A 14,354-nucleotide genomic window follows, 5' to 3' on the forward strand; every position below is an offset into this window, starting at 1 on the left:
GGGGATCATGGCGGCTGAAAATTCAAAGGAACTGCTTTTCGACCGTAACCTTTGTGGGCTGACACCGCTTGATTCTGAACGGGCACAATCCTTTCTTGTCGACCTTGAAGGGCGGGCAAAGGAAGAGGGGCTTGACCGTGTTACCAGCCTTTTAGGCAATAAGAAGGCCGGGAGTTTTCTTGCAGCGGTTCTTGATCTGTCGCCATTTATTCGTGAATCGCTGATCCGTCAGCCACGCATTCTTGATCGAATTGCAGCCGCAGCGCCGGAAGAGGCTCTCGCCAATATTCTTTCCGAGATCTCTGCATCCGGCACGGAAGAGGGCGTCACAGAAGCTTCTCTGATGAGCGGTCTGCGCCAGCGAAAGCGAGAGGCACATGTGCTAATAGCGCTTTGCGATCTGGCGCAAATCTTCAATACGGAAGCGACAACCGGCTGGCTCACCGACCTGGCCGAAGCTTGTACGGGTGCTGCTATTCGCTTCCTGCTGTGCGATGCGGATAGTGCGGGCAAGATCAAACTGCCCGACCGTGATAATCCAGACAAGGAATGTGGCTGGATCGTACTTGGCATGGGCAAACTCGGTGCCCGCGAGCTCAATTATTCTTCTGATATTGATCTGATCGTCTTTATTGATGAAACACGTCCGGCTATTGGCGATCCATATGAATGCGTTGATACATTCTCTCGCATGACGCGGCGTCTGGTGCGTATTCTTCAGGATCGCACAGCGGACGGCTATGTCTTCCGCGTTGATCTGCGCTTGCGTCCTGATCCGGGTTCAACGCCTTTGGCGATCCCAGTTGGTGCGGCCCTGCATTACTATGAAGGGCGTGGGCAGAACTGGGAACGCGCGGCCATGATCAAGGCGCGTCCTGTAGCCGGAGATCGGGAGGCTGGCAAACAGGTGTTAGTTGAGCTCGCTCCATATGTTTGGCGTAAATATCTTGACTATGCTGCAATCGCCGACGTTCATTCCATCAAGCGACAGATTCATGCCCATAAGGGGCATGGCGACATCGCCATTCGTGGCCATAATGTGAAGCTTGGTCGTGGCGGTATCCGCGAGATCGAATTTTTCGTGCAGACGCAACAATTGATCGCAGGCGGTCGTTTCCCCGAATTGCGCGGTAATCAGACTGTCCCGATGCTCGGAAAGCTTGCAGAGCGTGGCTGGATCAGTGAGAAAGCACGCGATTGTCTTGCCAAGGAATATTATTTCCTGCGTGATGTCGAACACCGCATCCAGATGATTGCTGACGAGCAGACCCATATTCTGCCGGAAGACGACGAAGGCTTTGCCCGCGTCTCTCATATGATGGGTTATGACGATACGGCAGAGTTTTCTGAAGTGTTTCTGTCGGCCCTCAAGGTTGTCGAAAAGCATTATGCGGCGTTGTTTGAACAAGCGCCGGAGCTTGGTTCTTCCAGCGGCAATCTCGTTTTCACCGGCGATGTAGATGATCCGGGTACGTTGGAAACGCTGGCCTCTATGGGCTATGAGCGTCCCAGCGATATCTGCCGTGTTATCCGTACATGGCACTTCGGCCGCTATCGCGCCACGCAATCAGCAGAAGCGCGCGAACGCCTTACAGAGCTGACACCGGCATTGTTGCAGGCTTTTGCTGCCACCAAACGCGCAGATGAATCACTCTTGCGTTTCGATGGATTCCTGCAAGGCCTGCCTGCGGGCATCCAGCTTTTCAGCCTGCTGCAATCTAATCCGCGCCTTCTCAATCTGCTCGTGATGATCATGAGTGCGGCACCACGACTTGCCGAAATCATTACACGGAAGCCGCATGTTTTCGACGGTTTGCTTGATCCGGCGATTTTTTCTGAAGTTCCGACCCGCACCTATCTTGAAGAGAGACTGCGCGCTTTTCTGGGGGCTGCAACTGATTTCGAGGAAGTTCTGGATCGCCTGCGTATATTCGCGGCCGAACATCGCTTTCTGATTGGCATCCGTCTGCTGACAAGTGCAATTGATGGCGTCCGTGCCGGGCGCGCCTTTTCCGATCTGGCTGAACTGATGATCGGTAAAGCCTTTGAGGTCGTCGAAGCTGAACTGCAACGGCGTCATGGCAAGGTAAAGGGTGCCAGGGTAGCGCTTCTTTCTATGGGCAAACTTGGCAGCCGCGAACTGACCGCAGGTTCGGATGTCGATCTTATCCTACTCTATGACCATGATAAGGATACGGATGAATCGGATGGCGACAAACCATTGGCTGCGTCGCAATATTATATCCGGCTGACACAGCGCCTTATCGCGGCACTTTCCGCGCCAACCGGGGAAGGTGTGCTTTACGAAGTCGATATGCGATTGCGCCCATCGGGCAATAAAGGTCCTGTAGCTACGCATATTGAATCATTCGGAAAGTATCAGCGCACAGAGGCCTGGACATGGGAGCACATGGCCCTGACGCGCGCGCGCGCCATTCACGGCGATGCGGCCTTTATTGATTTCATCAAGGGTGAAATTGATGAAGTGCTGTCCACCAAGCGGGATACGCGGAAAATAGCCAAGGACGTGCGTGAGATGCGCGACCTCATTTATCAGGAAAAGCCACCGCGCGACGATTGGGATTTCAAGCTGAAACCCGGCGGTATTGTCGATCTTGAATTCATAGCGCAGTTCGCGGTTCTCGTTGGAAAGGTCGCAAAGACGCCACGTCCTCTTGCAACTGAGGAAGTGCTCGCTGGCCTTGATCCCTCATTCGCCGATCCGGCTACGATTGATACACTGGTTAAAGCGCATCGCTTCTACACCAATCTCAGCCAGACAATTCGTCTATGCCTTGGCAGCGATGCAACGCGTGAAGAGTTCATTCCTGGAATGATTGATATTCTCTGTCGTGCGGCCGAACTGCCGGACATCAAACGCGTTGAACATCATCTGACGGAACTGGCTGCAAATGTTCGAGCCAGTTTTGACAAGCTGATAAACTGACTATGCTGCGTGGATCTCAGTATGTTGGCTGGAGGCAATGGCCTGCCTCCGGTCCGGTATGCAAACCGAAACAACGGTTCCAATGCCTTCAGTCGAACGGATGCGCAGCCAGCCACCATGGAGTTCAGCAAGAGAGCGGGTGATCGCAAGGCCGAGACCTGAGCCAGTATGCGATTTTGTGAACTGGTTCTCGACCTGCTCAAACGGCTGTCCGATTTTCCGTAGAGCGGATTTCGGGATACCAACGCCGGTATCCTGAATGGTCATGAACAGAGCTGATCCAGTCTTTCGCGCGCGCACCGTGATGCGACCATTATGGGAAGTGAACTTCACCGCGTTGGACAGAAGATTGATCAGCACTTGTTTGACCGCACGTCGGTCTGCATTGAGCTGCATGGCTTCTTCGATGCGCGTCTCAACTGTGATGTTCTTTTCGTCTGCCTGCAGAGAAATCATGCGCACGGTTTCATTGATCAGCGGACAAAGATCGATTTCTTCACGATCCAGCGAGAAATGGCCTGCTTCGATCTTCGACATATCGAGAATGTCATTGATCACGTTGAGCAGGAAGTTACCGCTGGTGTGAATATCGTTGATATATTCCTCGTAGCGATCCGAGCCGAGTGGCCCGAAAGTGCCAGCCTGAATCATTTCGGAGAAACCGATGATCGCATTGAGCGGCGTACGTAATTCGTGAGACATATTGGCAAGGAATTCAGACTTGGCGCGGTTCGCAGCTTCCGCGCGCTCCTTTTCCTGACCGTATTTGCGCGCCAATTCCGACAATTCACGTACGCGGTCGCGCTCACCCTTTCGGGCAATCGAGAGGTCGTGAATGGTGGCCATCAGTCGACGTTCACTGTCAACCAGGCGTTCCTGATGCTGCTTGATCTGGGTAATGTCTGTGCCGATGGAAACAAGACCACCGTCCTGAGTGCGGCGTTCATTGACCTGTAGCCAACGACCATCGCTTAGCTGGCGTTCGAAAGTCTGGCCGCCTGCACGATTATGTTCATTCGCCATGCGACGCTCAAAGCTGAACGGACGCGTGTGGGCATCAACTTCGTTGCGCGGCACGCCGGGCTTCAGTGTCCAGACCGGAAGGCCAGCATATTCGCTGAATTTGGAATTGGCCATCACCAGACGGTTATTGGAATCCCAGAGAACGAATGCTTCGGAAATATTCTCGATGGCTTCGCGGATACGCATATCGGCTTCTGCCGTCTGCTGCGCAAAGCGATGCTGCTCACTGACGTCGAATGCAATGCCGACGAGGTGCAGATCATTCTCAGATGCGATCTCCGCACGAACCCGCATCCATACCCACGAACCATCTGCATGGCGCATACGGAAGACACGGTCCACATGCGAAATATCGCCAGCCGCTGCCTGTTCTGCAATCGAATATAAATCGCCATCTTCAGGATTGATGATCGCCGACACGTCGCCAAAAGCGAGCACGGCATCCTGCGCCTCGTAGCCGAGCATCTCATACATGGAGCGCGACCAGTAGATGCGTCCGCGCGCCATATCCCAATCCCACAGACCACCACGACCACGCGCAAGCGCCATATCAATACGACGCTGGATCTGGCCAGATAGATCGTCGGCTTCGCGGGCACGCGCTGCCTGACTGAAATAGGCATAGAGAATTGCGAACATCACGCCGGTCGTGCCTGCAAAGAGCGTCACGTTAAGCGATACGGCGCGTTTCCATTCAGCAAATATTGTGCTTTCCGGTTCTGCAGCAATGATCGCATAAGGCACGGTCATTGGTTTTGACACCGTGCCGTAGGCTGCTTCTCCGTTCATGACGACTGTCAGAACGCCAGCACGTTCCGCAAACATGAACAGAGGCTGGATGTCGCTGAATACATCATCGGCCTGTTTGCCGACGATGTCTGTTGCCGGGCCGGAAGCCGTGACGATGACTGAATCGTCATTAACCAGAGCAATCGTCATGCCGCTGGAAGACAGACCACGGGAGCGAAACTCCGCAATCGTATTATCAAGTTCCTTGGGCGCCATTTGCGCGCCAGCCTGCGTTCCGTTGGCCGCACGCTCGATCATCTGCGCCAGATTGGCCGTCGTTGCAGACAAAGCCGCCTTGTGCTGCAGTTCGATGTCTTCGCGCCACGACAACATCGAGAACACGCGCGCCACGCCGAGTATGATGAGAAAGATGATGATGAGGGCCGGAACAAGACGACGCAATACGGGCTCAACCGCCACGAACTTGCCGTAGGCAGGGCCTGCAAGAAGCTTGGCATGTCCTGAGAGTCTGCCCTTCTTCCGCTTCCGTCCGGAGTCGCGATGCTTCCCCGCCGTCGCGTCGTACGCGTCGGTGCTCGCCATCTGTTAGCCCCTCTTGATTTGCCGTAACAGTTCCCAAGATGCGCCAGAAGCGCTGTCCGCCCGAAACTGCGTGAACTGAAATCTCTACTCAAAATCTTTCGGAATACGCCGTCTCCGAACAACTTCAATGAATCAAAAGTGATTCGCGCTGTCCAGCGAATTCGTTAACGAGATGTAAAAAACACCATCTGCGCGTTTGGTTTTTCCGTAGAATCTCAATCTGTTAAGCGGAATCAGTTTGAGAAGGTGCGCATCTAACATCATGAAAAGACTCATGAAAGCCGTAAGCCTTGGCAGGTTTTATACGGCTCTGCTTGAACAATGGCGGAACGGTCGTGCCCGGCCCATTTCGGGGCCGGGTATAACGAATCAGTATGTCGCGATATATGATTCGCGAATCAAGCGAGGGTTCTGTCCACGATGTCGCGAAGATCGGTCGAAAGCTTCGGTGTACCGGCGATACGAGCCAATGCAGCGCGAGCATGTTCACGACGTGTGTCTTCCAGCGAACGCCAGGAACGCAAAGCGGTGAGAAGACGCGCTGCAAGCTGTGGATTTTCCGGATCGATTGCCAGAATGATATCGGCGAAGAAAGTGTAAGCCGCGCCATCCTTGCGATTGAACCCCGTCGGGTTGCTGGCTGAGAACGCCCCGATCAGCGCGCGCACGCGGTTCGGATTGTCGAACGAAAGCAGCTTGTGCCTGGTGAGCGCGCGGACAGCATCAAGTGCTTTTTCGCCGGGGCGTGTTGCTTGCACAATGAACCACTTGTCCATCACCAATCCGTCGTCACCAAACCGCTTTTCAAATGATGCAAGCGCTCCCTGAGCTTCATGGCTGTCACCGAAGCGATGCACCAATACGCTGAGAGCTGCCGCACGATCAGTCATGTTATCGCCGTCGGCAAACTGTTGGGCAGCACGGGCAGGGCTGTTTTCATATCGGCTGAGATAGTCGAGCAGCACATTGCGCAATGCGCGTTTGCCAGCCGATACAGCATCAGGGGAGAACGTACCTTCTTGCTGCAAGCTTGCATAAAGCGATGCGAAGTCATCCGAATAGGCGGATACGATTGCCGCGATGAGGTGATCGCGGCTTGCGCAAATTGCATCAGGGTCAACATTGTGACCCATCTCGCGTGCGATATCGCTCTCTGTCGGTAAGGTCAGGCAGAGTGCGCGGAAGGCGGCGTCAAGCGTTTCATCGGAGGCAACGCGTCCTGCAAGCTCAATGATCCTGTCGTCCGTCTCCGGTTCATACCCGCCCCGTACACGCTTGGCACCGTCCAGCAGGGCTTGCGTGAAAATGCCGGTCAGCGCTTGCCACCGGGCGACGGGATCACTGTCGTTCAATGCCAAGAATATACGGTCTTCTGCATCAAACGGGGAGACCAGATTGATTGGCGCGGAGAAGCCGCGCAGCAGTGACGGGACCGGGCGTTCCCTGATGCCATGAAAGACAATGGTTTCCGAGGCCTTATGAAGATGGATAACGCCATCATGAACATCGCCACCCTCGACTGATGAAGGCTGAATATCTTTGCCATCTGCTCCCAAAAGGCCAAAAGCGATAGGAATATGCATTGGCTTTTTTGTTGGCTGTCCGGGAGTTGGTGCAAGCGACTGTATAAATTCAACAGTGAACGTCTCTTTTGCCGCATTAAAGTCGAAGCTCGCTTCGACTTTCGGCGTCCCGGACTGATCGTACCACAATGAGAATTGTGAGAAGTCCTGTCCCGAAACATCGGCAAAGACCTTGATGAAGTCTTCAATGGTTGCCGCATCACCGTCATGACGTTCGAAATAAAGGTCCATGCCTTTACGGAACAGTTCAGGCCCGATGATGGTGCGGATCATGCGCACTACTTCCGAGCCTTTTTCATAAACGGTCGCCGTGTAGAAATTGTTGATCTCGCTATATTCGCGAGGGCGTACCGGATGCGAAAGGGGACCGCTATCTTCCGGGAACTGCTGTGCTTTCAGGATCTTTACTTCGGCGATGCGTTTCACTGGGCGCGAACGCTCATCCGCAGAAAATTCATGATCGCGATAGACCGTCAGACCTTCTTTCAGGCAAAGCTGGAACCAGTCGCGACAGGTAATGCGATTGCCGGTCCAGTTGTGAAAATACTCGTGTGCAATAACAGCTTCGATGCCTGCATAATCCACATCCGTTGCCGTATCGGAGTCGGCCAGCACGTATTTGTCATTGAAGACATTGAGGCCCTTGTTTTCCATCGCTCCCATGTTGAAGTCGGAAACCGCAACGATATTGAAGACGTCGAGATCATACTCGCGGCCGAATTTTTCCTCGTCCCAACGCATAGAGCGTTTGAGCGCATCCATAGCGTAAAGCGCGCGGTCCTGCTTACCGTGTTCGACATAAATGGCGAGATCGACCGGGCGTCCTGATAGTGTGGTGAAATGGTCCTTCACGACATCAAGTGAGCCCGCGACAAGGGCAAACAGATAGGATGGCTTTGGATGCGGGTCATGCCAGACAGCAAAATGCCGACTAGCATTGTTTGCCACAATACCGTGTTTAACGGGATTGCCATTCGCGAGCAAAATCGGGGCGGCTGCCTTTTCGGCATCGATGTGTACGGTATAAACGGAAAGCACGTCCGGCCGGTCATAATAATAGGTGATGCGGCGGAAACCTTCTGCTTCACACTGCGTGCAATAGACATCGCTCGATCGATAAAGCCCCGAGAGCTGACGATTTGTCGTTGGATTCACTTCGGTGACGATTTCCAATGTAAAACGATCTGCATCAGGCAGGTCGGTGATTTCGAGCCGGTCGGGCGTTGCTGAATAGCCGTTGTCGCCAACTGGCGCTCCATTCAGGCGCAAGCCGATCAATTTCAGTTCGTCGCCGTCCAGAATAAGCGGCGTCCCCCTGACAGTATCCGCGCGCCGCTCGATTGTCAGTTGGGCACGAACGATTGTCTTTTCCGGCTCAAGTATGAAGTCGAGTTTCGTTTCTGGTATGGCGTAAGGGGTCGGGCGATAATCTTCGAGGCGGAATGTCTGGCCAGTTTCAGTACGCATTGCGAAACTCTTCTGTGGAGCGCAGCCCGAAAGTGTGAAACCGCTTTCGGATAAGACACGCGTTAAAATAAACGATGAGAGCGTCGATTTGATTTAATCAAATCGAAAGGCGCTCCAAGCGCTTCGATGCAAGTGGATTGAATTTGACGTTTGGATCACGATCAACATCCACGCTCTTTCAAACGTCAAATTCGAAAAATCCACTAGATTCATATGCTTACTAGTGGTTTTTGAATTCCGAAATTTGTTTAACGTCTGTATCGAGGGATGCAAATTTCGGAATCAAACCACTAGAGTCGTATCCGGCTTTTTAGCAAACGACAAGAAAAGCGAAGTTGTTCAATATTTTTTGCGTGCTGATCTTTGCTTGGCTGGCACTTTATTGCGAACAGGCCTATGGATAGCGCAATAACTGTAATTTCCCGCCTTGCCCCATATCTCCCGTTTAAGGAATTGCGTTGTGAAGTCCCTTCCGGACGCGGTCTCCGCAAATGCTCAGGTCAGCGAAACCATCGAGCCTGATCTGCTTCAGAATAACCCAATGTTGGGGATCAGCCTTAAAGTCGCTTCGGTTGCTGTTTTTGTGGGAATGTCGACCTTGCTCAAGGCTGCCGAGGGCATTCCGCTTGGTCAGTTGATCTTCTTCCGCTCATTCTTCGCAGTGCTTGCGATCCTTGTTTACTTTGCGTTGCGCGGGCAACTCTCTGGCATTCTTCAAACGCACCACGGATTCAGCCATTTCTGGCGCGGAATGGTTGGTGTAGGCGCTATGTCGTTGAGCTTTTATGCGCTGACCAAGCTGCCTTTGCCTGAAGCAATCGCGATCAATTACGCGTCGCCTCTTATTGCTGTGGTGCTGGGCGCTCTTATCCTGCATGAAGTCGTCAGGCTTTATCGCTGGAGCGCGGTGATTATTGGCCTTTTTGGCGTCATGATTATTATCTGGCCACGCATGACATTATTTGCCGAAGGCAATGTCGGGCGCAATGAAGCCATGGGAGCGCTCGCAGCTCTCGGCGGGGCGGTCATGGCTGCCTTTGCGATGATGCTGGTTCGTCGTCTCGTGCAGACGGAGCGCACATCGACAATCGTTATTTATTTCTCGATTTCCGCCAGTATCATTGCGCTGTTCAGCATCCCGTTTGGCTGGGTCATGCCAACCTTGCCACAGCTCGCAATGCTGATCGGTGCAGGTATCGCTGGCGGTATCGCTCAAATCCTGCTTACTGAATGCTATCGGCACGCGCCGATGAGCACGATTGCGCCATTTGAATACACGTCAATGCTGCTGGGTCTGGGGATCGGTTTCCTGTTTTTTGGTGATATTCCGACCTTTGAAATGCTTTTAGGCAGTGCAATCGTGATGGCAGCTGGCGGCTATATCATCTATCGCGAGCATCAGCTGGCGATCGAACCGCACAAGGCTAATACACCTCAACAGGCGCAGTAAAACCTATGCTTGACCCGGCGTTCCTTCGGCGCGCGGGTCGAGCTGCATCGTTTCCGGTGTTGACTGACCATCGGGTGTATGGAATTTGAACTCCGTCTTCTGATCACTGATTGCGGGTCGTTCGAACCGGCGTATGCGCCAGAAAGCGTGTAATCCATAGACGGCGTAAGCAACAGCCATGGTCACGAAGAAGCCGGATGCACCAATCAGATCCATCATAGGGCCGGAAATCGCTGGTCCAACTACGCTGCCGCAGCCATAAATAATCAATAACCCGCCTGAGATTTTCACGAATTCGCTGGCATCGGCATAGTCATTGGCGTGCGCCACATTGAGACTATAGATCGGGTAGAGCACCGAGCCGAACAGAAACATCATCATGTAAAGTGCATAAGGGGACGTCGGGTGAGCAATCAGCATGACGGCGGACAGCAGAAAGCCGATTATACCTGCGATGACCATCACAATGCGACGGTCTACCAGGTCCGATGCACGGCCAAGCGGGTACTGAAAGATAGCGCCGCCGATCATGGCGCAGGCAAGCATGGTCGCAATGCCAAAGGTCGATAGCCCATTCATTTCGCCATAGATTGCGGCAAGGAAGCTCCATGTACCGGCGACGATGCCCGCAATGAACGAACCGACGGCTGCAGCCGGAGAGCGTCTATAGAGACCTTTCAGATCCAGCGAAGCCTGTGTCAGCGGGTTGGGTGATTGTGCGCTTGAAAGTGTGGTCGGAAGCAGGGCACTGGCATAGATTATGGCGCAGACGATGAAGAGCGTGACGGTTGTCGCATCGCCAAACGGCAGGATATATTGCCCGCACATCAGGCCAAGCATCGTGATGATCATATAGATCGAGAAAATCTTGCCGCGCGTTTCATTTGTGACGCGCTCATTCAGCCAGCTTTCGATAATCATATAGGAGCCGGCAAGCGAGAAGCCTGCAATACCGCGAAAGATCATCCAGGCATATGGGCTTATGATCAGTGAATGCAGGAGCAGTGCAATGGAGAGCAGTGTCAGCAAGGCTGAAAACACGCGCACATGCCCGACGCGCCGCACCAGATGCGGGATCAGGATGCAGCCCAATGTGAAGGCGAGTGAATAGGACGTTCCCATCCAGCCTATGGTCGTGGTTGACCAGCCTTCGATCCCGCCGCGGATAGGCAGAAGAATACCCGCAAGCCCACCTGCAAGCAGCATGAGAAACGTGCTTGCCAGCAAGGCAGCTATGGGCAGGAGCTGTCCAGCCATGAGAAACTCCACGAAGGGCTTTATTGTCCACGAGGACTATATTTAAAGAATACCTGTTACCGTCAGGCGTCGTTCAAAATGCGAACTACTGCATGTTTGCGGCATGTTGGTGACAGTCCCGCTGGCGATGCCACTGAAATGATGGAATATCAATCGCCTAATTCGGAGAGCTTCATTTTAACTGCGAGAAAATCACGCCAGGCAAAGCGCTTTTGTGCGGGCGTGCGCAGCAGATAAGCCGGATGCAATGTCGGCATAACAGGAATTTCAATGCCCGAAGGCGTGCGATGCACTTTCCAGTTGCCGCGCAGGCGCAGGATGCCTTCGGTTGCGCCTGTCAGCGCCTTACCGGCCGGACCGCCTAACGCGACGAGTATTTTGGGTGCTACAAGTTCAATCTGGCGTTCAATAAATGGACGGCACAGTTCGGTCTCGACCGGTGTAGGAGTCCGATTACCCGGCGGTCGCCATGGAATTGTGTTGGCGATATAGACGTTCTCGCGCTTGAGGCCGATGGCCTCGATCATCCGATTGAGAAGCTGCCCGGATTTGCCGACGAATGGCAGCCCTTCTATGTCCTCATCACGCCCCGGAGCTTCGCCGATGAACATGACGTCGGATGATGGGTCTCCGTCAGCGAAGCAAAGGTTCTTCGCTGTAAATTTCAGATTGCAGCCGTCGAAGGCCGCAAGCTTTTCGCGCAGTTCTTCCAGCGTGGAAGCCTGTGCCGCTGCTTCGCGAGCGAGAGCAATCTGCGCGCCGTCCGGAACATCGGTTGCAGCCTGCACAGGACGGCTGGTGGGCGAGGGGACTGCTGCTTGGCGGGGCTGTTGTTGTGGACGCGTGTGGTCTGCTGGCGCGGCAAGTCTGTTTTCTTGCGCTGGTGCCGGTCGGGCCGACTGGCGCTGCGGTTCCGCAAAGCGATCGATGGGTGTATCGGAAAGCGGCATATCAACGCCCGCTTCCGCATAAAAGCGGAGCAGACCTTCCATATCCAGTGTTTCCCGGTCATCAATCATGTTTTTACCTCACAGATTGAGGTGGCGAATTTTGACGTCGATTGCAAGAGCGCAGCGCATAATTCCGGTTCATAGAGTGATTAAAGCATGTCTCCCAAAAGTGGGGGCGGCCTCCTCTGGGAGATTAGTCCACTGGGTTGAGTTCGAAACCCACCAAGATGAGATGTAGGTATGCGTGGAATTTAATCTATGCGCTTTCCAAATGCGGGAGCCGATTTATCTGATGAAAAGATCCCGCGTTGCGTCACAATAGCCTATAACTGACCACATGACCGTTTAGAAATTGACGTTTACGTTAAGGTAAATATTATAGCGATGCATTTCGCAACGGTTTTGGACAATTGGACGCATATGCGACAGTCTTTAACTCTGCGAGAGGGTAAAGCCACCAGGACGCATAGCGTTCTAAAGGGGAAACAAGGCCTGTCCGAATATGGTTTATCCCCATTCGCGATAGGTTCATGAGCAAAAACAATTGGATGCATTACTCGCGCTGAAATAGTGAGGGAAAATGTAAACCCGACGGAGGCACAAATGTCCGAAGCCCCAGCAATCGTGAGCCAGGAGCTTCCCGAGCGCGAGAGCATGGAATTTGATATTGTGATTGTTGGCGCAGGCCCTGCCGGTCTTGCTGCGGCCATCCGTTTCAAACAAATCAATCCTGAGCTTTCAGTCGTCGTTCTTGAAAAGGGCGGGGAAGTTGGCGCGCATATCCTGTCGGGCGCCGTCGTTGATCCAAGTGGTATCGATCAGCTTCTGCCAGGCTGGCGTGAGGAAGAGGGGCATCCGTTCAAGACCCCTGTGACCGCCGACCATTTCCTGCTGCTTGGTCCTGCGGGTTCGGTGCGTCTGCCAAATTTCGCCATGCCGCCATTGATGAACAATCATGGCAATTACATTGTGTCGCTTGGCAACGTCTGCCGCTGGCTTGGCACCAAGGCGGAAGAACTTGGCGTTGAAATCTATCCGGGCTTTGCTGCGACTGAAGTGCTTTATAATGATGAAGGCGCTGTAATCGGTGTTGCTACTGGTGATATGGGCGTCGAGCGTGATGGCTCGCACGGTCCAAACTACACACGCGGTATGGCGCTGCTCGGCAAATATGTTCTGATCGGTGAAGGTGCACGCGGCTCGCTGGCAAAGGAACTGATCGCGAAGTTCAAGCTTGATGAAGGTCGTGAACCAGCCAAGTTCGGTATTGGCCTCAAGGAACTCTGGCAGGTAGATCCATCCAAGCATAAGCCGGGTCTGGTACAGCATTCATTTGGCTGGCCGCTTGATATGAAGACCGGCGGTGGCTCGTTCCTCTATCATCTTGAAGATAATATGGTTGCAGTCGGCTTCGTGCTGCATCTCAACTACAAGAACCCGTATCTGTCGCCGTTTGAGGAATTTCAGCGCTTCAAGACGCATCCGGCGATCCGCGATACATTCGAGGGTGGCAAACGCCTTTCTTATGGCGCGCGCGCGATTACCGAAGGTGGCTTCCAGTCAGTGCCAAAACTGTCCTTCCCGGGTGGTGCGCTGATCGGCTGTTCGGCTGGCTTCGTCAACGTTCCCCGCATCAAGGGCAGTCATAACGCAGTTCTGTCGGGCATTCTCGCTGCCGACAAGATTGCGGAAGCTTTGGCCGCTGGTCGTGCCAATGATGAGCCGATTGAAATCGAAAACAGCTGGCGTAACAGCGCCATCGGCAAGGATCTCAAGAAGGTCCGCAATGTGAAGCCGCTTTGGTCGAAGTTCGGCACGGTTGTTGGTGTTGCTCTCGGTGGTCTTGATATGTGGACCAATCAGCTGTTTGGTTTCTCATTTTTCGGCACGCTGAAGCATGGCAAGAACGATGCGCAAAGCCTTGAGCCAGCGGCAAAGCACAAGAAGATCGATTACCCAAAACCGGATGGCGTTCTGACCTTTGATCGCCTGTCGTCGGTGTTTCTTTCGAACACCAACCACGACGAAAACGAGCCTGTGCATCTGCAGGTCGCTGATATGAAGCTGCAGCAGACATCAGAACATGATGTCTTTGCAGGTCCATCGACGCGTTACTGCCCGGCGGGCGTTTATGAATGGGTCGATGCAGACGGCAATTCCGCTGCCGATCCGCAGGCCAAGGATGTTCGTTTTGTGATCAACGCGCAGAATTGCGTGCATTGCAAAACTTGCGATATCAAGGACCCGAACCAGAACATCAACTGGGTTCCGCCACAAGGCGGCGAAGGACCGGTTTACGTGAACATGTAATGTTTGCGGGAACTGTGTCCGTCTCGACCGCCGTG

General features: G+C 53.6%; 7 protein-coding genes. 3 read left to right on the forward strand and 4 right to left on the reverse strand.

Annotation, left to right across the window (positions count from 1 at the left end):
* The first annotated feature begins 7 nt into the window (after positions 1 to 7).
* A complete protein-coding gene (locus ACSME1_RS10285) occupies positions 8 to 2,947 on the forward strand; it encodes a bifunctional [glutamine synthetase] adenylyltransferase/[glutamine synthetase]-adenylyl-L-tyrosine phosphorylase (RefSeq protein ID WP_105705287.1) in 2,940 nt (979 codons plus the stop codon).
* On the opposite strand, the gene ACSME1_RS10290 is transcribed toward ACSME1_RS10285, so the two are convergent.
* Positions 2,948 to 5,302, reverse strand: a complete 2,355-nt coding sequence (locus ACSME1_RS10290; RefSeq protein ID WP_024897299.1) for a PAS domain-containing sensor histidine kinase — start codon at positions 5,300 to 5,302, stop codon at positions 2,948 to 2,950. It lies immediately after the preceding gene.
* 398 nt (positions 5,303 to 5,700) lie between these two features.
* Complete coding sequence (gene pepN / locus ACSME1_RS10295; RefSeq protein ID WP_024897300.1) at positions 5,701 to 8,352, reverse strand: aminopeptidase N; 2,652 nt, start codon at positions 8,350 to 8,352, stop codon at positions 5,701 to 5,703.
* A 541-nt stretch (positions 8,353 to 8,893) separates the two neighbouring features.
* Here pepN and ACSME1_RS10300 point away from each other — a divergent pair.
* Complete coding sequence (locus tag ACSME1_RS10300) at positions 8,894 to 9,802, forward strand: DMT family transporter (RefSeq protein ID WP_051514752.1); 909 nt, start codon at positions 8,894 to 8,896, stop codon at positions 9,800 to 9,802.
* Between the two features lie 3 nt (positions 9,803 to 9,805).
* Here ACSME1_RS10300 and ACSME1_RS10305 read toward each other — a convergent pair whose 3' ends face one another.
* Positions 9,806 to 11,059 carry an MFS transporter gene (locus ACSME1_RS10305; protein WP_024897302.1) on the reverse strand — a complete coding sequence of 418 codons (1,254 nt, stop codon included), beginning with the start codon at positions 11,057 to 11,059 and terminating at the stop codon, positions 9,806 to 9,808.
* A gap of 149 nt (positions 11,060 to 11,208) precedes the next feature.
* Positions 11,209 to 12,078 carry a uracil-DNA glycosylase gene (locus tag ACSME1_RS10310; protein WP_024897303.1) on the reverse strand — a complete coding sequence of 290 codons (870 nt, stop codon included), beginning with the start codon at positions 12,076 to 12,078 and terminating at the stop codon, positions 11,209 to 11,211.
* Between the two features lie 534 nt (positions 12,079 to 12,612).
* Here ACSME1_RS10310 and ACSME1_RS10315 point away from each other — a divergent pair.
* A complete protein-coding gene (locus ACSME1_RS10315; RefSeq protein ID WP_105705285.1) occupies positions 12,613 to 14,319 on the forward strand; it encodes an electron transfer flavoprotein-ubiquinone oxidoreductase in 1,707 nt (568 codons plus the stop codon).
* Positions 14,320 to 14,354: the final 35 nt, after the last annotated feature.

Origin of the sequence: Brucella pituitosa (assembly GCF_965577835.1) — a bacterium.
GTDB lineage: Bacteria > Pseudomonadota > Alphaproteobacteria > Rhizobiales > Rhizobiaceae > Brucella > Brucella pituitosa.

What these genes read in the sequence shown, in the direction of transcription:
- ACSME1_RS10285 (WP_105705287.1), top strand. Translation starts at nt 8, where the DNA reads ATGGCGGCTGAAAATTCAAAGGAACTGCTTTTCGACCGTAACCTTTGT.
- ACSME1_RS10290 (WP_024897299.1), bottom strand. Translation starts at nt 5,302, where the DNA reads ATGGCGAGCACCGACGCGTACGACGCGACGGCGGGGAAGCATCGCGAC.
- pepN (WP_024897300.1), bottom strand. Translation starts at nt 8,352, where the DNA reads ATGCGTACTGAAACTGGCCAGACATTCCGCCTCGAAGATTATCGCCCG.
- ACSME1_RS10300 (WP_051514752.1), top strand. Translation starts at nt 8,894, where the DNA reads ATGTTGGGGATCAGCCTTAAAGTCGCTTCGGTTGCTGTTTTTGTGGGA.
- ACSME1_RS10305 (WP_024897302.1), bottom strand. Translation starts at nt 11,059, where the DNA reads ATGGCTGGACAGCTCCTGCCCATAGCTGCCTTGCTGGCAAGCACGTTT.
- ACSME1_RS10310 (WP_024897303.1), bottom strand. Translation starts at nt 12,078, where the DNA reads ATGATTGATGACCGGGAAACACTGGATATGGAAGGTCTGCTCCGCTTT.
- ACSME1_RS10315 (WP_105705285.1), top strand. Translation starts at nt 12,613, where the DNA reads ATGTCCGAAGCCCCAGCAATCGTGAGCCAGGAGCTTCCCGAGCGCGAG.